This is a genomic window from Bradyrhizobium stylosanthis (assembly GCF_001641335.1).
Taxonomy (GTDB): Bacteria; Pseudomonadota; Alphaproteobacteria; order Rhizobiales; family Xanthobacteraceae; genus Bradyrhizobium; species Bradyrhizobium stylosanthis.
The window spans coordinates 698,219-717,377 of sequence record NZ_LVEM01000004.1 but is presented as its reverse complement, the minus strand read 5'-3'; the positions used below and the strand labels follow the sequence as shown (position 1 = coordinate 717,377).

The following is a 19,159-nucleotide window of genomic DNA, read 5'->3' as shown; positions in this document are numbered from 1 at the left end:
GATCCAGAGATTGTCGCGCGAGATTCCGGGTTCTCGCTTCGCGAGCCCCGGAATGACGCCAAGGATATCACGCCACGTTCTGGTCGAGAATGTCCACGGCCTCGGACAGGCTGACGGACACCAGCTGCGACACGCCGCGCTCGGCCATGGTGACGCCGAACAGACGGTTCATCCGCGCCATGGTAATCGGGTTGTGCGTGATGATGATGAAGCGAGTGTCGGTCGAGCCGGTCATCTCGTGCAGCAGGTTGCAGTACCGTTCGACGTTGTGGTCGTCGAGCGGCGCGTCGACTTCGTCCAGCACGCAGATCGGCGAAGGGTTGGTCAAGAACACCGCGAAGATCAGCGCCATGGCGGTCAGGGCCTGCTCGCCGCCCGAGAGCAGCGACAGCGTCTGCGGCTTCTTGCCCGGGGGCTTGGCGATGATCTCGAGGCCGGCTTCGAGCGGATCGTCGCTCTCGATCAGGTGCAGCGCGGCTTCGCCGCCGCCGAACAGCTCGACGAACAGGCGCTTGAAGTGGTTGTTGACGACCTCGAACGAGGTCAGAAGGCGCTCGCGCGCTTCCTTGTTGAGGCTCTGGATGCCCTGGCGCAGCCGCTTGATGGCTTCGACCAGATCGTCGCGCTCGGTGACGAGGCCGGTGTGCTGGGTCTCGACCTCGCGCAGCTCTTCCTCGGCGCGCAAATTGACGGCGCCGAGGCGCTCGCGGTCGCGGCGCATCTTTTCGAGGTCTTCCTCGATGTCGTGCAGCGGCGGCAGCTCGGCGCCGGGCTCGAGCTCGGCGAGGCCGGCAACGGCCTGCGGCTCGACCTCGAGCATGTCGCGGATCTCGCGCTCGATATCATCGAGCCGGCGGCGGGCGCCTTCCATACGCTCTTCGGCACGGGCGGTGGCTTCGCGCGAGCTGGAGAGCGCCTCCAGCGTCAGCTTGGCGACGCGGTCGGTCTCGGCCATCGCGGTCTCGGCGGTCGCGAGCGCGTCGGCGGCCATGCGGCGGTCGTTCTCCGCATACTCGATCTCGGTGATCAGCGCGCTGCGCTTCTCGGCGAACACCTGCGGCGCGTTTTCGAGCTCGCTGCGCTCGATCGTGAGCTCGGCGATACGGGCCTGGATGGTGTCGATGTGGGAGGCCGCGCTCTCCTTGCGGTTCGCCCACTCGGTGCGTTCAGCCAGGATCGCCTGCACGCGGCGGTCGGCAAGCTCGGCCTCGCGCGCCAGCGCCTGCGCCTCGGCGCGGACCTGGGCGGCCATGCGGCGATGGGCCTCGATGTCGCTGCGGACGGCGGCGAGGCGGGTCTCGGTGTCCTCGCTGGACGGCAGCTCGGAGATGCCCGCCTCGGCATATTCGTAGGCGGCTTCGGCCTCGGCACGGTCGGCGGCGAGACGGCTGTGCGCTTCCGACAGCGTCGCCTTGCGCGCGGCATGGCGGCTGATCTCGCGCTCGGCGGTGGCATGACGTTCACGCGCGACGTTCAGTTCGCGCTGCGCGGCGCGCCAGGCTTCGCGGCTGGCACCTTCGGTGCTCGCAGCCATCTGCAATTCGGACTCGGCGTTCTCCAGCGCCTGACGCTTGATCTGCGCGTCGATGCGGGCCTGCTCCAGCTCGTTCTCGATGTCGACGAGACGGGCACGCTCGGCGAGACGGCGCGCGGCACCGGTCGGGGCGTGCGCCGCGGCGACGAAACCGTCCCAGCGCCAGACGTCGCCTTCGGGCGAGACCAGCCGCTGGCCGGTCTTGAGTTGCGAGACCAGCTCGGCGCCGCGCTCGCGCGGCACCACGCCGATCTGCGCGAGGCGGCGGGCCAGCTCGGCCGGCGCCTGCACGTGGTTGGCGAGCGGGGTGACGCCTTCGGGCAGCTCCGGATCGCCCTCGGTGACGCCGGCATTGGTCCAGCGCATCGGCGCCGACGGATCCACGGGTGCGTCGAGATCGTCGCCCAGCGCGGCGCCGATCGCCTTTTCAAAACCCTTGTCGACGGTGATGCCGTCGATGATCGGCGGCCACAGATTCTTGGTCTCGCCGTTGAGGATCTTGGAGATCGTGCGCGCCTCGGTTTCGAGCCGCTGCGCGCGCTTGTCGGCTTCGACCAGCGGCGAGCGCGAGGATTCCAGCGTCTGGCGCGCGGCGACATGCGCGGCCTCGCTGGCCTGCGCCGCGGCTTCGGAGGCCGCCAGCGTCTGCTCCGCGGTTTCGACCAGAGCGGTCAGCTCGTCGAGATCGCCGAAGCCGCCGGTATCGGCCGCGAGCTTCTGCTCTTCGGCGGTGACGTTCGCGATCTCCTGGTCGAGCCGGGCGAGCTTGTCGCGATGGGTGCGGACGTTGGCTTCGAGCTGGTTGCGCTTGGCGGTGAGGTCGGCGAGCGCAGTGGTGAGCTCGGCGAACTGCTGCTCGGTTTCGGTCAGCACCGCCTCGGCTTCGCCGACGCGCTCGTCGACGCCTGAACGCTTCTCGACGCGCGACTTGATCTCTTCCTTCAGCTCGGCGTCTTCGGTGTCCAGTCGCTGCAGCGCGACGTCGGCGTCCATGGTCTGCTGCTGGGCGCGGGAGATGTCGCCTTCGAACTGCGCGAGGCGGCGCTCGAGCTCGGCGACGCGCTCCTTGGCGCGCTCTTCCTCGCGGTCGAGCAGCTCGCGGGCATTGGTCAGGCGCTGCAGGCCGGCGGCGGCACGCGCTTCGGCATCGCGCAGCGCCGGCATTTCGGCTGCGCGGATCGCCTGGATGCGGGCGGCTTCGGCCTGGTGCTGGGTGCGCTCGGCCATCTCGCGCACGGCGAGATCGTGGGTCTGGCCGGATTCGTTGACGTCGGCATGGGCGCCGATCCAGCGCAGGTGGAATAGGGTGGCTTCGGCCTTGCGGACCTTGGCGGCAACCTCGCGGTAGCGCACGGCCTGGCGGGCCTGCTTCTTCAGGCCTTCCATCTGGCCGGAGAGCTGGCCGATCACGTCCTCGACGCGGGTGAGGTTGGTTTCGGCGGCCTTCAGGCGCAGCTCGGCCTCGTGGCGGCGGGCGTGCAGGCCGGCGACGCCGGCGGCGTCTTCCAGCACGCGGCGGCGCTGCTCGGGCTTGGCCTGGATGATCTCGCCGATCTTGCCCTGGTGGACGAGGGCCGGCGAGCGCGCGCCGGTGGCGGCGTCAGCGAACAAGATCTGCACGTCGCGGGCGCGCACGTCGCGGCCGTTGATGCGGTAGACCGAGCCGGCCTCGCGCTCGATGCGGCGGGAGATTTCGAGCAGCTGGCTATCGTTCATTGCCGCAGGCGCGGTGCGATCGGCATTGTCGATCGTCATCGTCACTTCGGCGTGGTTGCGCGCGGGACGGTTGCCGGAGCCGGCGAAGATCACCGCGTCCATGTCGGCGGCGCGCAGGCTTTTGTACGACGTTTCACCCATCGCCCAGCGCAGCGCCTCGACGAGATTCGACTTGCCGCAGCCGTTGGGGCCGACAACGCCGGTCAGTCCGGGCTCGATGACGAAGTCCGTGGGCTCAACGAAGGACTTGAAGCCGTGAAGGCGCAGGCGGGTGATTTTCATAAGCACGCATCTCTGTTGGCAGGCGCGAATCCCCCTGCCGGGACAATACCATGGAAGGCACTGTCGTTATCCGGGCGAGTCGCGCGAGGCGCCTCATGCGGCTGGACAATGGCCGCGGTGCGCCGCGAGGGCAACCGGCGAAAGCCGCTTTTCCCAAGGGATTTATGCCGGGAAAGATACGGCTTTCGAGATGCGAATCAGGATCTTGACGAGCGAATCAGCTCTTGAGGAGCGGATTGATCTTCTTGGCGAACTCCTCGAACGAGGCCTCGCCCTTGATCTTCTCGCCGTTGATGAAGAAGGTCGGCGTCGAATCCACCTTGAGCACGTCGCTGGCGTATTTCTGGTCGGCGGCGATCTTGTCGAGCAGCGCCTGGTCCTTCAGGCAGGCTTCGACCTGCTGCTGGGTGAGGCCGGCCTGCTTGCCGATCCGCGTCAGGGTCTCGGTGGTGTTCTTCATCACCCAGTCGCTCTGCTGGCGGAACAGCATGTCGGTGACGGCGAAGTATTTCGCGGCGTCGTCCTTGGCGATGCAGCGCGACAGCATCGAGCCGGCGGCGGCTTTGATGTCGAGCGGGAACTCGCGGAAGATGTAACGCACCTTGCCGGTGTCGATGTATTCCGTCTTGATCTTGGGGAACACCTGCTCGTTGAACGCCGCGCAGTGCGGGCAGGTCATCGAGGCGTATTCGGTGATGGTGACGGCGGCGTCCTTCGGGCCGAGCGCCATGTCGGGCAGCGACACCGGCTTGGCGACATCGGCGGCGGACTGCGCGAAGGCCTCGGAGACGAACCGCAGCGGCGAGAGCCCGGCGAGCGCGGCAAGCCCGGTCAGCGACAGCATCGTGGTGAAGGCGCGGCGGGTGATGATCAAGGTCGGCTCCCGAATTGGCGTGGTCTCGCCCCGAGGTTTGGCAAGGTTCCCGGGCGGCCTGTCGCTAGCTTGAAACGTGGTTTGAGGCAATGGCGAGCGCCAGAAACAGGTCCAGATTGCCCGCGAAATGAGGCTCAATTTCGCTTGATGGCGGCCCCGAGCCGCGCCAGCGCCGTCTTCAGTTCTTCATCCTCGATCGCCCCCAGGCTCTCGGCCACCTTGGCGACCGATTTGGGGTCCGGCGGGCCGGGCCGTTTCCGGGCCCGCGGCCGCGACAGGGGGGCCTGGCGGAAGGCCAGCTTGCCGACCGCGCTCCAGCCGAAGAAGCGATTGACCCGCTCCAGGATCACGTCCGCGGAGTGCTGGATCTCCAGTGCCATGGGACCCTCGACCCGCAGCACCAGGGTCGCCGGCTCCTGCGGTTGGCCCTCCACGGGCCGCGGCCATTGCATCTTGAGCGGCTCGGCATGGGCCGCGATCTCCGGCCCCGCAATCTGCGCCCACCGCGTCACCAGCTCGCGCGCCGCAAAGCCCTGCTTGGCATAGGCCTCGGCAAAGACGTCGTCGAGCAGGATCCCGAGCGGTTTGGCGCTGATGGGGCCTGGCTTGTAGATGGGGCCGGATTTGGACATGGGGCGTCCGCTATGCCGCCGCGCGAGGCCGGATGGCCTTGAGGTCGCGATCAATCTCGCGCCGCCGCTGCATCAGATCGTAGTCCATCTGGAGCCCAAGGAAAAAGCCCTCTGACAAACCAAAATAGCGGGCGAGCCGCAGGTCGGTATCGGCGCTGATATCGCGCTTGCCCAGCACGATCTCGTTGATCCGTCGCGGCGGAACGTGAACGGCCCGCGCCAGCGCGTTCTGGCTGAGCTCCATCGGCTTCAGGAATTCCTCGAGCAGGATTTCGCCGGGATGGGGATTGCGGAGGAGCCCGTTCCTAGTCGTGGTAGTCGACGATTTCGACATCTCTCGGTCCTCCGTCGTCCCAAACAAAACAGATGCGCCACTGATCGTTGATCCGGATCGAATGCTGGCCCTGGCGGTCGGCTTTGAGGGCTTCGAGCCGGTTGCCCGGGGGAACCCTGAGATCGGCCAATACCCGCGCCTGATTTAACAGACGTAGTTTTCGCAATGCTGCATTCTGAATGTCGGGCGGCAGTTTTCGACTTCGCCGCCCGGACCAGATCAACTCTGTCTCGGAGTTGGCGAAGCTCTGGATCATGTCTGTGTATAACGTATGACGTTATAGCATGCAACGGTCCGGTCCCGCTGGCCACAGCCGAAATCCTCCTCTAGGAAGGGCGCATGTCCTCCAAGACTGCGCGCAAGAAGGAACAGAGCACGGCGGCAAGCACGTCGCTAGCGCGCCCAACCCTCCTGCTCGCCTGGTACGACCGTCATCGCCGCCGGCTGCCCTGGCGCGCCGGGCCCGGGGAGGCGTCGGATCCTTACCGCGTCTGGCTCTCCGAGATCATGCTCCAGCAGACCACGGTGAAGGCGGTCGGACCCTACTTCGAGAAATTCGTCGCGCGCTGGCCTGACGTCACGGCGCTGGGGCGTGCGTCCCAGGATGACGTGCTGCGGATGTGGGCCGGGCTCGGCTATTATTCGCGCGCACGCAATCTCTACGCCTGCGCGGTGGCGGTGACGTGCGAGCACGGCGGCGCCTTTCCCGATACCGAGGAAGGCCTGCGCGCGCTGCCGGGGATCGGACCCTACACGGCGGCGGCAATCGCCGCGATCGCGTTCGACCGCCACACCATGCCGGTGGACGGCAATATCGAGCGCGTGGTGTCGCGGCTCTTTGCCGTTGAAGAAGAGCTGCCGGCAGCAAAGCCGCTGATCCAGCAACTGGCAACGACACTGCTGGCGAATTCGCGCGCCGGCGATAGTGCGCAGGCGCTGATGGATCTCGGCGCCTCGATCTGCACGCCGAAGAAGCCGGCCTGCTCGCTGTGCCCGTTCACTGAGGATTGCACCGCGCGTGCGCTGGGCACGCAGGAGACGTTCCCGCGCAAGGCGCCGAAGAAGAGCGGAACGCTGCGGCGTGGCGCCGCCTTCGTGGTGACGCGCGGCGACGAGCTGCTGGTCCGCTCGCGGCCCGAAAAGGGTCTGCTCGGCGGCATGACCGAAGTGCCGGGCTCGGACTGGCTCGCCGGACAGGAGGATGCGACGGCGAAGCAGCAGGCGCCCGTGTTGAAGGGGCTGTCGCGCTGGCAGCGCAAGGTGGGCGTCGTCACCCACGTCTTCACGCATTTTCCGCTGGAGCTGGTGGTCTATACGGCGAAGGCCGAGGCCCGCACCCGCGCGCCCGACGGCATGCGCTGGGTGCCGATCGCGACGCTGGCGGGCGAAGCGCTGCCCAACGTCATGCGCAAGGTGATCGCGCACGCGCTGGACTGAAACGCCTCACGCTGCGCGCGCGGCGCGCTCGTCTTCGGCCGGCATCAGGAAGGTGCGGTTGCGCCCGGTCTTCTTGGCGACATAGAGGCCCTGGTCGGCGCGCTCGATGACGTCCTGCACGTCGCGGTCACCTTCGTCGAACAGCGCAAGCCCGACCGAGACGGTGAGGGGAATGACGGTGTCGCCGTGACGCACCGTCGCGCTCTCGATCGATGCCCGGATGCGGTCGGCAAGCAGGATGGCGGTCTCCTGGTCGATCTCGCGCAGCAGCACCACGAACTCCTCGCCGCCGAAGCGGGCGGCCTTGTCGGTGGTCCGGATCGATTGGTTGACGATCTCGGCGACGCGCTTGATGGCGTCGTCGCCGGCGGCGTGGCCGTGGGTGTCGTTGATCTTCTTGAAATGATCGATGTCGATCATCAGCGTCGCCATGTTGCGCTTGTAGCGGCGGCAGAACGCCACTGCGTCGTCGGCGACAGCGAGGAACGAGCGGCGGTTCATCAGCCCGGTCATGAAATCGGTGTCGGCGAGCTGGCGCAGCTTCAGCATGTCCTCCTGCAGCTGCATCGCGTTCTCGGTGGCGCGCAGCTCGGCCTCCTTGGTGCGCTCCTCGGCAAGGCCGATGCGGCGCAGCAGCGAGCGCAGCGCGCGCGAGAGCTGCACCACTTCGGCCGAGCCGCTCTGCCGCGCCAGCATGGTCGGGCCATGGGCGCGTCCGATGCGGTCGGCTTCCTGCGTGATCGCGATGATCGGGCCTGCGATCCGCCGCGCCAGCAGCACGGCCAGCGACAAGGCGATCAGGGCGGTGACCGCGCCGATCGCCATGATCATCTGGGCCGAGGAGATCGCGGCGGCGAGCGCGACGCTCGCAGGCTGGCTCGCGGTGACGATCCAGTTCAGCCCCTGATAATCGCGGTAGCCGCGGCCGACATGGAAGGCGGTCAGCAGCTGCCGTCCATCCGCGGTTTCGCGGAACGTGCCGTCGCGGGCATTCAGGATGCCGGAGAGATCCTCGCCGGCATAACGCGTCGTTTCCTTCTGCGGCCCGACCAGGACCACGCCGCCCTTGCTCAGGATCGAGAGCTGCGTGTCGGTGTCGCCATCATTGGCTTCGACGTCCTTGATCAGGTTGCTCGCCCAGTTCCAGTCGAGGTGGCTGCCGAGCACGCCGAGCAGCTTGCCGGAGGCGTCGCGGACTGGAACGGCGATGTCGACGAAGCGATAGGGCTCGTTGTTGGCGCGCTGCGTCAGCAGCGAGGCCAGCAGCATGGCCTCGTGCACGTCGCCGACGGCGATCCGTTCGAGACCCTGCTTGAACCACGGACGCGCGGCGACGGACTTGCCCTGCAGCAGGCCGCCGGTCGAGGCGACGACATTGCCGTCGAGATCGGCAAAGCCGATCCAGGTGAAGTCGAACGAGTGTTGCAGCGCCTCGAGCGCGCTGCGCAATTCCGCGGGATTGCCCTGCCACAGCCGCTGCATCGGCTGGAGTTCGGCGAACAGCTTCATCTCCTGCTGCCGCGTCGCCATGAAGCGGTCGAGCCGGGCCGAGGTGGTGGAGGCGATCCCGGCGAGGTTGCTCTCGATCAGCGCTGCCGTGTGCCGGTAGCTGACGAGGGCGGCGCCGGCGGCGAGCGTACCGACGAGCACGATGGACAGCGCGGCGACGGCGGCGGCGATCTGCGTCCGTACGGTCAGTCGATCTTCGATCGCGTGCAGGCGGTCTGCCGCCCGCTTCAGAAGGGCTCGCATGGAAGGCTCCGGTTTGACCGTCGCTTGTCCCATGCTGGTAACTTCCAACCGCTTACCGGCCGATTTCCCAATTGGATCGTATTGAATCTGTCGTGAAACCGCGTGGTTGAAACAGGCTTAATGGCGGGCGGAATGCCTCGAATCCGTACAATTCTCCGTATTTCGCCGGGGCGCAGCACTGCGGCGCGTCGCCTGCTGCCACGATGGTGTCAGCAGGATTAAGCTAGATCTCGGCGGCAACGGAGGCTCGCATGGTCAAGACCGCGCTCGACAACTTCCCACGGCCGCCCTGCGCCGAACTGCTCGGATGGCGCCTGCTCGACGCCCGCCCGCAGGAGGGCTGGATCAGGCTTGCCTTCGAGGGCAAGCCGGAGTTCTGCAATCCGGCCGGCTTCATCCAGGGCGGCATGCTCTCGGCCATGCTCGACGACACTATGGGCCCTGCCGTGCTGGTGATGAGCGAGGGCCGGCTCTACACCACCACGATCAGCATGACCGTGAATTTTCTCAGCCCCGCAAAGCCCGGCACGATCATCGGTGAGGCGAGGGTGACGCAGCTCGGCAAGACGATTGCGTTCGTCGAGGCGAAGTTGATGGCGGAGGACGGCACCGTGCTGGCGACGGCCAGCGCGAGCGAGCGGCTGCTGGAGGCGGCGAGGGTGGTGAAGTAAGGTGACGGCGGTCTAGCGCCGCACTCCCTCTTCCTTCTCCCCTTGCGGGAGAAGGTGGCATAGGCGGCCTTCGGCCGCCGTGCTTAAGAACGCCGAAGCGAAGCTTCGGCTACGGCGCCGGATGAGGAGTATCTCTCCGCGTACTCAATTGTGAGAGATGCGCGCGGAGACAACCCCTCACCCAAGCGAGTCTGCATTCACCAGCGGAGCTGCCCTCTCCCGCAAGGGGCGAGGGCGCACTCATGCGCATCTCGCTTGGCGCGAAGTCTTAAGTCCTTGCCCGCGCGTCCTTGCTCACGATCGGCGGCTTCGCGTTCAGCGCCTCGACCTGGAAGCCTGCAACGCGCTTGTAGTTCGCCGCGATGTCTTCCAGCTCCTGCTGCGACAGCACGTCGGTGACGACCTTGTACCCGTCGGGCGCGCGCTCCTCGACGAGCTGCATCACCTGCTCGGGGCCGTTCTTGCGGTTGAGCAGGACGAGGTCGGTGGTCGCGGGCCTGCGCTCGGCCTCATAGGCGAGCAGCGCCGCTTGCGTCGGGCCGTGGGTCAGGATCTCGCGGGCGATGGTGCGGGCATCGAGGATCGCCTGCGAGGCGCCGTTGGAGCCGATCGGGTACATCGGATGCGCGGCATCGCCCATCAGCGTGACCTTGCCAAAAGTCCATTGCGACACCGGATCGCGGTCCACCAGCGGATATTCATAGGCGTGCGGGCAATTCCGGATCAGCCCGGGCACGTCGAGCCAGTCGAATTGCCAGCTCTCGAACCAGGGCAGGAACTCCTCGAGCCGCGCGGTGCGGTTATAGTCCTCGCGCCGCCACTGATAGGTCGGCGGCATGTGGCGCTCGGCGACCCAGTTGATCAAATGGTTGCCTGAAGCGTCCGGCTGCTTCGAGATCGGGTAGCAGACGAATTTCAGGATCTCGTGCCCGGCCATGATCATGGTGCGGCCGGTGAGGAAGGCCTTGGCCGGCGTGACGCCGCGCCAGAGGATGCGGCCGTTCCAGATCGGCGGCCCTTCGTTCGGATAGAGCTTTTCGCGCGCGGCGGAGTGGATGCCGTCGGCGGCGATCAGGATCGCGCCTTCGTAAGTGCCTGCGGCCTTGCCGGTCGCCTTGTCGATGAAGTCGGCGCGCACGCCGTTCGCGGTCTCGGTCCATCCGGTCAGATGATGGCTGGTGAGTATGTTCTCACGCCCCAGCCGCTCGACCGCGGTGTCGAGCAGGAGCTGCTGCAGCGTGCCGCGATGGATCGAGAACTGCGGCCATTTGTAGCCGGCCTCCAGCCCGCGCGGCTCGCTCCAGATCGGCTTGCCGTGCTTGGAGAAATAGGCGAGCTCGCGGGTGCGCACGCCGCTGGCATCCAGCTTGTCCATCAGCCCGAGCTCGATCAGCTCGCGCACCGCATGCGGCAGCACGTTGATGCCGACGCCGAGCGGCTTCAGTTCCGCGACGCTCTCGAACACTTTCACGGACACGCCGATTTGATGCAGGCTGAGCGCAAGCGTCAGTCCGCCGATGCCGCCACCGGCGATGAGTACCGTCATGTCCAAACCCCTCCACTTGTTGGCGTCTTGGCACAGGCGGGCGGATGTGGGCAACTGCGAAGAGCGCGGTACGTAGAATGGCGTGCTATAGACCTGCGGGACGGCAGCCGTTATTTTCCGGCTTTCCCATGAGGTCAGACATGCTCAAGCTCTACTACGCCACCGGCACCTGCGCGCTCGCCACCTACATGACCCTGGAGGAGGCCGGCGCCGACTACACCGCCGAACGGCTGAGCTTCAAGGACAACCAGCAGAACAGCCCGGACTATCTCGCCATCAACCCGAAGGGCCGGGTGCCGGCGCTGGTGACCGACCGCGGCGTCCTGACCGAGACGCCGGCGATGCTGGCCTATATCGCGCAGACCTTCCCCAAGGCGAAGCTCGCGCCGCTCGACGATCCCTTCGACTTCGCCCAGGTGCAGTCGTTCAACTCCTATCTGTGCTCGACCGTGCACATCAACCACGCCCACAAGATGCGCGGCGCGCGCTGGGCGACGCAGGAGAGCTCGTTCGCCGACATGAAGGCGAAGGTGCCGCAGACCATGGGTGCCTGCTTCAAGCTGATCGAAGACAAGATGTTCAGGGGACCCTGGGTCATGGGCGATCAGTTCACGATCTGCGATCCCTATCTCTACACGCTCTCGACCTGGCTCGAAGGCGACAGCGTCGACATCAACGCCACGCCGAAGATCGCCGACCATTTCAAGCGCATGTCCGACCGCCCGGCCGTGCGCAAGGTGATGTCCGCACAGAAGGCGTAAGGCGGCGCGCCATCAGGCGCAAGCGTGGCCACAAACTCCGCTGTCGTCCCGGCCTAGTGCGCAATTGCGCACGGGGGCCGGGACCCATACCGCGGAATCTGTCGATAGCGTTCGGTAGGAGTACCGAACGCCTGGTCTTCGCCAAACCACGCCCTGTGGTTATGGGTCCCGGCCTTCGCCGGGACGACGGAGAGAGCATCTCACCCAGCGTGAGGTCTCGTAGGGTGGGCAAAGGCGCAAGGCGCCGTGCCCACGATCTTCGGCTGCGACGAACGGATGGTGGGCACGCTTCGCTCTGCCCACCCTACGGGAGCTACGACTTGCGCCCGGCTTGCTCCAGCTCCCGCCCTGTCTCCAGCATCAGCCTTCGCAGCCAGATCGAGCCGGGGTCCATCTGCGCGCGCGTCGGATGGAACATGAACTGCTCGTCGATCCCGGGGTCGAGCGGCGGCGTCACCGCAACGAGCCCGAGCTGCTTCGACAGCGCGGCGATCAGCCGGCGCGGCACGAAGGCGACGAGGTCGGTGCGGGCGGCGACGTGCAGCGCCTCGAGGTAGCCTGACACGACCAGTGAAATGTGGCGGTTGATGCCCTTGGTGCGCAGCCAGGTGTCGATCAGGTCCTCAGCACCGCCGCGAATGATTACGCCGACATGGCGGGCGGCCTGGAAGGTCTCGCGCCGCTTCAGCTTCGCGGCCATCGGATGGCCGCGCCGCACCGCCAGCGCGTCGCTGTCGGTGTAGAGCAATTGGCGGTGAAAGCCCTTGAAGCCATTGCCGATCGAGATCACGAGATCGATGGTGCGGGCGAACTCGGCATGGAAGATCGCCGACCCCCGCCACGGCACGACGTCGATGCGGACGTTGGGGGCGGCCCGCGTCACCTTCTCCATCAAGGGCGGCATCAACAGCTCGACCGCGAGGTCCGGCATCATAAGGCGGAATTGCCGCTCGCTGCGCGCGGCATCGAATTCCTCGGGCACGAACAGCCCGCGGACCTGGTCGAGCGCCTGCGCCAGCGGCGCGCGCAGGGCCTGCGCCCGCGGCGTCAGCTCCATCCGCGCGCCGGTCCGCACCAGCAGCGGATCGCCGAAGATGTCGCGCAGGCGTTGCAGCGCGTGGCTCGTCGCCGGCTGCGACAGGCCGATCCTCATGGCCGCGCGGCTGACATTGGCCTCGCGCAGCAGCGCATCCAGTGCGGTCAGCAAGTTGAGGTCGAGCGAAGTCAAATTCATGAAATGAATACATATCATACCAGCTATCGATTTGAAGAATTATCAACCTGCAGCGATGATCTCTCCGTACTCACCAAAGGAGATGCCGCCATGAGTGCGAGCGCCAACAAGAAACTGCTGCAGGACATTTTCGCCGCCGCCGCCAGCGCCGATCCGGCCGTGCGCGACCGCTCCCTGTTCACCGCAAGCCTGGCCGACGATGCCAGATGGGTCGTGACCGGCCAGTATTCCTGGTCCCGCACCTTCGCGGGCAAGGAGGCGATCCTCAACGACCTGCACGGCTATGTGCGCACCCGCCTGCGCGACCGGACCCGCACCGTGGCCCACCGCTTCATCGCCGACGGCGACATCGTCGTGGTGGAAGCCAAGGGCGACAACGTCACGCCCGAGGGCGTGCGTTACGACAACGACTATTGCCTGGTGTTTCGTCTGGAGGACGGCAAGATCAAGGAGATCCGCGAATATTGCGACTCGGTCCTCACCGAGAAGGCGCTTGGCCCGTTTCCGCAAGCGCCCGTAAGAGCCGCGAGCTGACCCGGTTGGACGATGTCGCGTCCACCGGCCATCGCTGTTCACAGCCCGGGATGCTCGCGCGGTCCTGGCGGATGCTGGTGGACCGCCTGCGCATCAGGCGAAAGCGCTCCCGGGTCCGGTGCCAGCTCGCTGCGATGACCGAGCGGGAGCTTCAGGATTTCGGGATGTCCCGGTCCGAGATCGAGTACGAGCTCAAGAAGCCCATCCGGCGGAAATAGAGGACACTGACCGTCCGCGTCATCCGAGGCGCCATCGCCGGCGGGAACCTTTGCGTTCCGTCGGCGTTCCCTTGGTTTCCGGGCGCAATCGCGCCCGTGGCAACCTGCGTTCTCGGGAATTTCATGCTGGCTGGGGCTTCGGACGTTTCAACGCAGGTGGGCCGCAGCTTCTCCGGACTCCGCGAACGGTTAAGAGATGCAACGTCGGCTGCGCATCGCGAGCTCGACGCGCAGCTCTCGGCGATCGATCTCACGGTTTTTTCCGGTTACCGCCGCTTCCTGCAAGCCAGTGCCGCCGCCCTGCTGCCGCTCGAAGCTGCGCTCGTCGACGCCGGCGTCGCAAGGATGTTTCCGGACTGGCCGGAACGGTCGCGCAGTGCCGCGATCGCGGCCGACCTCGGCCGCCTCGGCAGCGCCATGCCATGGGCCGTTCGGGTCTCGCCGCTGACGCAGAGCGGCGTGCTCGGCACGATGTATGTGCTGGAAGGCTCCAGGCTCGGGGCGAAATTCCTTCTCAAGACGGTCGCGGATTCCGCCGATCCGCGCGTCGGGGAGGCGACCGCCTATCTCAGCCACGGCACCGGCAAGCGGCTCTGGCAGAGCTTTCTGTCGAAGCTCGCTGACGACGGAAGTTGCGACGAGGACGAAGCGATCGAGGCGGCGCGCCTGGCCTTCGCCGCGTTTGAGCAGGCGGCGGACCGCGCATGAACGAGGCGGTCAATCTCACCAATTGCGATCGCGAGCCGATCCACGTTCCCGGCAGCGTGCAGCCCTACGGCTTCCTGCTCACGGTGTTCTCCGATTTCACGATCTGCATGGCCTCGGAGAATGCCGGCAGCTTCCTCGGGACGGATGTCGCCGACCTCTTGCAGCAACCCCTGTCGCGCGTTTTCACGGACGCCGCGGTCGAGACCATCCGCAGCCGCGTCGATCATCTGAGCGGTCCCGATGCGACCGAGCGCATGTTCGGCGTCGAGCTCCAGGCCGGCAAGCCGCCTTACGACGTCTCCATTCATTTCTCCGCCGCCTATCTCGTCATCGAGGCGGAGCCGAGTGTGAACGAGCCCGGCGTCAATTCCGGCGAGCTCGTCCGCCTGATGCTGGAGCGCGTCCGCAAGACGCGCGGCATGAGCGATCTCGCCCGCGAAGCCGCGCGGCAGCTCAAGGTGCTGACCGGCTTCGACCGCGTCATGGTCTATCAGTTCCATCCGGACGGGTCGGGCGAGGTCATCGCCGAGACCGCAGAGACGGGGCTCGAATCCTTCCTCGGCCTGCATTATCCGGCCTCCGACATTCCCAAGCAGGCCCGCATTCTCTATCAGCGCAACTGGCTGCGCATCATTGCCGACATCAATGCAACGCCCGCCGCGCTGGTCTCGACCGCCACGCACAATGCGGGGCTGCTCGATCTCTCGATGAGCGTGCTGCGCTCGGTCTCGCCGATCCATATCGAGTATCTCCGCAACATGGGCGTGGGCGCCTCGATGTCGGTGTCGATCCTGCGCGACGGCAAGCTCTGGGGCCTGTTCGCCTGCCACCATTACTCGCCGCGCTACATCTCGTTCGAGAAGCGTACGGCGGCCGAGCTGTTCGGCCAGATGTTCTCCTGGATCGTGGAGGGACGCGAGCGCGAGGGCGACGTCGCCTATGAGAGCCGTGCCCATCAGGTCCAAGAGCGGTTGATCGAGACCGCGGCCTCGCACGAGCACAGCCGGCGCGCAATCGTCGATTTCCTCGGCGACTATCGCAAGATGATCGACTGCGACGGCGTCGCGGTCTGGTCCGACAACAAGATCGCGCTGCAGGGGGAGACCCCGACCGAGGAGGAGGTGAAGGATCTCGTCGCCTTCATCAACCGGACCTCGCCGGGCCGGATCTTCGCCAGTGCCGAGATCGCCAAGGTCTATGCCGCCGGCCAGTCCTTCCGCGACCGCGCCGCAGGCTTTCTCGCCATTCCGATCTCGCGAACCCCGCGCGATTGCCTGATCTTCTTCCGCCGCGAGGTCACGCGGTCCGTGAACTGGGCCGGCGCCGCCGACAAGGTCTACGAGGAGGGGCCGAACGGGCCGCGCCTGACCCCGCGCAAGAGCTTCGAGCTCTGGCAGGAGACGGTCGCGGGCCAGTCGAAGCCGTGGTCGACGGCCGATATCCGTATCGCGGAGAGCCTGCGCGTCACGCTGCTCGAAGTGATCCTGCAACTGTCCGACCTTGCTGCGCGCGAGCGCCGCGGCGCGCAGGAGCGGCAGGAACTGATGATTGCCGAGCTCAATCATCGCGTCCGCAACATCCTGAGCCTCGTCCGCGCGCTGGTGGCGCAGAGCAAGGACACGGCCACCAGCGTGGAGGAGTTCGCCGGCGTGCTGGGCGGCCGCATCCAGGCCCTGGCGCGTGCCCACGACCAGATCACCAATTTGAACTGGGCGCCGGTCGCGCTCCGAAGCCTGGTCGAATCCGAGGCCGGCGCCTATCTCGGCGCACGCGCCGGGCGCGTGAAGATGGGCGGGCCCGACGTGGCGCTCGATCCCAAGGCGTTCGCGACGCTCGCGCTCGTCGTGCACGAGATGATGACCAATTCCGCCAAATACGGAGCGCTCGCCGATTCCACCGGCCAGGTCGAGGTGGTCTGGAAGCTCGACCCGAGCTCGAGCCTGGTGATCGAGTGGAAGGAAAGCGGCGGTCCGCCGGTGCAGCCACCCTCGCGGCGCGGCTTCGGCACCACCATCATCGAACGCTCCGTGCCGTTCGACCTCAAGGGCGAGGCCGAGATCCGCTTCGATCTGTTGGGGGTCCAGGCCAAATTCGTCATTCCCCCGAACTTCGTCGAACTGGTGCCATCCATTGCGGGAGCCGCCATGCGCATAGAAGAACAAGAAGCCGCCCGTCCGCGGATTTCCGACACGGCGCTGATCGTCGAGGACAATCTCATTATCGCGATGGCGGCGGAGGTGATCCTGCTCGACCTCGGCGCGCGCCACGTCGACACCGCCGCAAGCGTCGATCAGGCGCTGCGGGCGATCGAGCGCACCCGCCCGAGCTTTGCCCTGCTCGACCTCAACCTCGGCAACGAGAGCAGCATCAAGGTGGCGCAGAGGCTGAAGGAGATCGGTGTGCCCTTCATCTTCGCGACCGGCTATGGCGAGCGTGCACCGATCCCGGTGGATCTCGCTTCGGCGCCGGTGATTCAGAAGCCCTACACGCTGGAAGTGGTCGAGAACGCGCTCGGCAAAATGACGCAGGCCAGCGCCTGACGGCCGCCGATCGTTGACAGCCAGGCGCGAGCGGCGGCTTCTGGCTATAAAATCAGCATAAGTTGTGAGCGTGGCAAACAGTCTGCGCGAAAAATTGGAAGGTTCAATTAACGAGTGTCCTCCATTGTGTCGCGGTGCAGCGTGGATCGCAAAGATGCGAGACGCGGCTGCCGGGGTGGCCGCTGACGATCGTCGAACGGGTTCGGCCGCTCGAAGTCGCATGCATCTGGTGGAATGGGAATGCCGAAGTTTCGTTTGCGGATCAGGGGACGCCTGTACGCAGGCTTCATGGCCCTGGTGGTCGTCGGTCTGGTGATGGCGGTGGTCGCCGTCTGGAATTTGCGGGCCGTACAGGATCAGGTCGCCAAGCAATCGGCGCTTTCGGACAGCACGGCGCGCGTGCTCGAGATATCGACCCATCTCCAGGCGATCCAGCGGGCCAATCTGCGCTACATCTATGACGCCAGCGAACCGGCGATGAAGGAGGCTGCGGAGCGTGAAACCGCGGCGACCGAGCTGTTGAAGGTCGGGGCCAAGGGAACGGCCTCCGAGGAGCGGCGCGCGCTCTACGAAGGCCTCATCGGCGACATCGCGAAGATGCGGAGCCAGCGCGACAATCTCGGGGACGCCGTCAACGAGGCGCGGACCGGCAAAGCGACGCTGCTGCCGAGCGGCGACGAGCTCACCGTCAAGATGGGCAAGCTGGTCGACGTGGCGCGCGTAGCGGTCGATGAGGACACCGCGGCCCTCGTCGCGGACCTCGAATCCAGGCTGCTTCAGGTTCAAATCTCCGGCTGGCGTTTCCTGGCCCTGCGCGACACCAAGGGACCCGCCGCCTTCAGGACCAATGTGGACCGGGCGATGCAGCGCCTTTCGGCGCTCGAAAAGAGCCCGCAGGCGAGCGAGTTGCGCACCACGCTCGCCCCGGTGAAGACCGCGCTCGGAATCTACAAATCCGCGTTCGAGACCACGTCGGCGGCGATGCTTCAGGCCGACGAGATCTACCACAAGAACCTCGCGCCGCTGATTGTCGACAGCATCAGCAAGCTCAAGGCCGCCGAAACCACCCTGAAGAAGGACTACAAGGAGTCGCGCACCGCGGCCGAGGCCGCGATCGACGGCACCACGTCCATGCAGGAGGTCGTGGGCGGACTTGCCACGCTGTTCGGATTGATCGTCGCCTTCCTGATCGCCCGCAGCATCGTGGGTCCGCTGACCTCGATGACGCGCGCGATGGGCCTCCTGGCCGGCGGCAATCTGGCGGTCGAGATTCCCGGCCGCGGCAAGGCCGACGAGATCGGCGACATGGCCAAGGCGATCGAGGTGTTCAAGGACAATATGGTCGCGACCGAGCGCCTGCGTCACGAGCAGGTCGAGGTCGAGGCGCGGCAGGCCGAGAGCCGCAAGCAGGACATGGTCAAGCTCGCCGATCAGTTCGAGCAGGCGGTCGGCGAGATCGTGAACACCGTGTCGTCGGCATCGAACGAGCTCGAAGCGTCCGCCGGCACGCTGACCGCAACCGCCTCGCGCGCCCAGAATCTCTCCACGGAAGTTGCGTCCGCCTCGCAGGAGGCGACCGCCAACGTGCAGGCCGTTGCCTCCGCGACCGAGCAACTGTCCTCCTCGGTCTCGGAGATCGCGCGCCAGGTGCAGGAATCCGCCCGCATCGCCAGCGAGGCGGTGGGGCAGGCCAGCAGGACCAACGAACGGGTCGGCGAATTGTCCAAGGCCGCCGCCCGCATCGGCGACGTGGTCGAGCTGATCAACACCATCGCCGGCCAGACCAATCTCCTCGCGCTCAATGCCACCATCGAGGCCGCGCGCGCGGGCGAAGCCGGCCGCGGCTTTGCGGTGGTGGCCTCGGAAGTGAAGGCGCTCGCCGAACAGACGGCGAAGGCGACCGGCGAGATCGGCCAGCAGATTTCCAGCATCCAGGCCGCCACCGAGCAGTCGGTCGGTTCCATCAGGGAGATCAGCGGCACCATCGAGCGGCTGTCGGAGATCTCCTCGACGGTTGCGGCGGCCGTGGAGCAGCAGGGCGCGGCGACGCAGGAGATTTCCCGCAACGTCCAGCAGGCGGCCCGCGGCACCCAGCGCGTCTCGACCAATATCGGCGACGTGCAGCGCGGTGCCTCCGAAACCGGTTCGGCCTCCTCGCAGGTGCTGTCGGCGGCGCGCTCGCTGTCCTCGGACAGCAACCGCCTGAAGCAGGAAGTCGCAAAATTCCTGAACTCGGTCCACGCCGCCTGACATCAAAAGCAGAAGGCCACGCCCATGCGCGTGGCCTTTCAAGACGATTGCGCGCGATCAGGCACTGATCGCGCTGCCGCTTTATTGCTCAGCATTGCCGGAGCTGACGATGACTTCGTCGTTTCTCCGTATTCGG

The 19,159-nt window shown here is 66.5% G+C and carries 16 protein-coding genes; 8 read left to right on the top strand and 8 right to left on the bottom strand.

Translation table 11 applies throughout. The features are described from left to right. Positions 1-67: 67 nt before the first annotated feature. The 5 genes from smc to A7X65_RS29745 form a co-directional block, all read right to left on the bottom strand. Positions 68-3,532 carry a chromosome segregation protein SMC gene (gene smc, locus A7X65_RS29765; protein WP_063692041.1) on the bottom strand — a complete coding sequence of 1,155 codons (3,465 nt, stop codon included), beginning with the start codon at positions 3,530-3,532 and terminating at the stop codon, positions 68-70. Positions 3,533-3,749: 217 nt separating this feature from the next. Continuing rightward, positions 3,750-4,406 (bottom strand): DsbA family protein, encoded by a 657-nt coding sequence (locus A7X65_RS29760; RefSeq protein WP_063692039.1) that lies wholly within the window; start codon positions 4,404-4,406, stop codon positions 3,750-3,752. Between the two features lie 134 nt (positions 4,407-4,540). Further along, positions 4,541-5,038, bottom strand: coding sequence for a DUF721 domain-containing protein (locus tag A7X65_RS29755; RefSeq protein ID WP_063692037.1), 498 nt, complete (start codon positions 5,036-5,038; stop codon positions 4,541-4,543). Positions 5,039-5,048: 10 nt separating this feature from the next. Further along, positions 5,049-5,372 carry a HigA family addiction module antitoxin gene (locus A7X65_RS29750; RefSeq protein WP_063692035.1) on the bottom strand — a complete coding sequence of 108 codons (324 nt, stop codon included), beginning with the start codon at positions 5,370-5,372 and terminating at the stop codon, positions 5,049-5,051. After that, complete coding sequence (locus tag A7X65_RS29745; RefSeq protein WP_063692033.1) at positions 5,344-5,628, bottom strand: type II toxin-antitoxin system RelE/ParE family toxin; 285 nt, start codon at positions 5,626-5,628, stop codon at positions 5,344-5,346. The genes A7X65_RS29750 and A7X65_RS29745 overlap by 29 nt, the downstream gene beginning before the upstream one ends. 83 nt (positions 5,629-5,711) lie before the next feature. Between A7X65_RS29745 and mutY the strand changes: the two genes are divergently transcribed. Further along, positions 5,712-6,809, top strand: a complete 1,098-nt coding sequence (gene mutY, locus A7X65_RS29740; protein ID WP_063692032.1) for an A/G-specific adenine glycosylase — start codon at positions 5,712-5,714, stop codon at positions 6,807-6,809. 6 nt (positions 6,810-6,815) lie between these two features. On the opposite strand, the gene A7X65_RS29735 is transcribed toward mutY, so the two are convergent. Then, on the bottom strand, positions 6,816-8,561 hold the full coding sequence (locus A7X65_RS29735) for a sensor domain-containing diguanylate cyclase (RefSeq protein ID WP_063692030.1): 1,746 nt from the start codon (positions 8,559-8,561) through the stop codon (positions 6,816-6,818). A gap of 251 nt (positions 8,562-8,812) precedes the next feature. Between A7X65_RS29735 and A7X65_RS29730 the strand changes: the two genes are divergently transcribed. After that, positions 8,813-9,232: a PaaI family thioesterase gene (locus A7X65_RS29730; RefSeq protein WP_063692028.1), complete on the top strand. Its 420-nt coding sequence runs from the start codon at positions 8,813-8,815 to the stop codon at positions 9,230-9,232. 268 nt (positions 9,233-9,500) lie between these two features. Here A7X65_RS29730 and A7X65_RS29725 read toward each other — a convergent pair whose 3' ends face one another. After that, positions 9,501-10,778, bottom strand: coding sequence for a flavin-dependent oxidoreductase (locus tag A7X65_RS29725; RefSeq protein ID WP_063692025.1), 1,278 nt, complete (start codon positions 10,776-10,778; stop codon positions 9,501-9,503). A gap of 140 nt (positions 10,779-10,918) precedes the next feature. On the opposite strand from A7X65_RS29725, the gene A7X65_RS29720 reads away from it, so the two are divergent. Beyond that, positions 10,919-11,539, top strand: a complete 621-nt coding sequence (locus A7X65_RS29720) for a glutathione S-transferase family protein (protein WP_063692022.1) — start codon at positions 10,919-10,921, stop codon at positions 11,537-11,539. A 313-nt stretch (positions 11,540-11,852) separates the two neighbouring features. Here A7X65_RS29720 and A7X65_RS29715 read toward each other — a convergent pair whose 3' ends face one another. After that, on the bottom strand, positions 11,853-12,773 hold the full coding sequence (locus tag A7X65_RS29715; protein ID WP_063692020.1) for a LysR family transcriptional regulator: 921 nt from the start codon (positions 12,771-12,773) through the stop codon (positions 11,853-11,855). Between the two features lie 90 nt (positions 12,774-12,863). On the opposite strand from A7X65_RS29715, the gene A7X65_RS29710 reads away from it, so the two are divergent. From A7X65_RS29710 to A7X65_RS29695, 5 genes are all read left to right on the top strand, one after another. Then, on the top strand, positions 12,864-13,307 hold the full coding sequence (locus A7X65_RS29710; protein WP_063692017.1) for a nuclear transport factor 2 family protein: 444 nt from the start codon (positions 12,864-12,866) through the stop codon (positions 13,305-13,307). A 50-nt stretch (positions 13,308-13,357) separates the two neighbouring features. Continuing rightward, positions 13,358-13,525 carry a YjiS-like domain-containing protein gene (locus tag A7X65_RS43645; RefSeq protein ID WP_082885102.1) on the top strand — a complete coding sequence of 56 codons (168 nt, stop codon included), beginning with the start codon at positions 13,358-13,360 and terminating at the stop codon, positions 13,523-13,525. 123 nt (positions 13,526-13,648) lie between these two features. Then, entirely contained in the window at positions 13,649-14,233 is a 585-nt protein-coding gene (locus tag A7X65_RS29705; RefSeq protein ID WP_063692015.1) for a biliverdin-producing heme oxygenase, read from the top strand. Continuing rightward, positions 14,230-16,773, top strand: a complete 2,544-nt coding sequence (locus A7X65_RS29700) for an HWE histidine kinase domain-containing protein (RefSeq protein ID WP_063692013.1) — start codon at positions 14,230-14,232, stop codon at positions 16,771-16,773. The genes A7X65_RS29705 and A7X65_RS29700 overlap by 4 nt, the downstream gene beginning before the upstream one ends. A gap of 240 nt (positions 16,774-17,013) precedes the next feature. Beyond that, a complete protein-coding gene (locus tag A7X65_RS29695) occupies positions 17,014-19,023 on the top strand; it encodes a methyl-accepting chemotaxis protein (protein WP_063692010.1) in 2,010 nt (669 codons plus the stop codon). Positions 19,024-19,159: the final 136 nt, after the last annotated feature.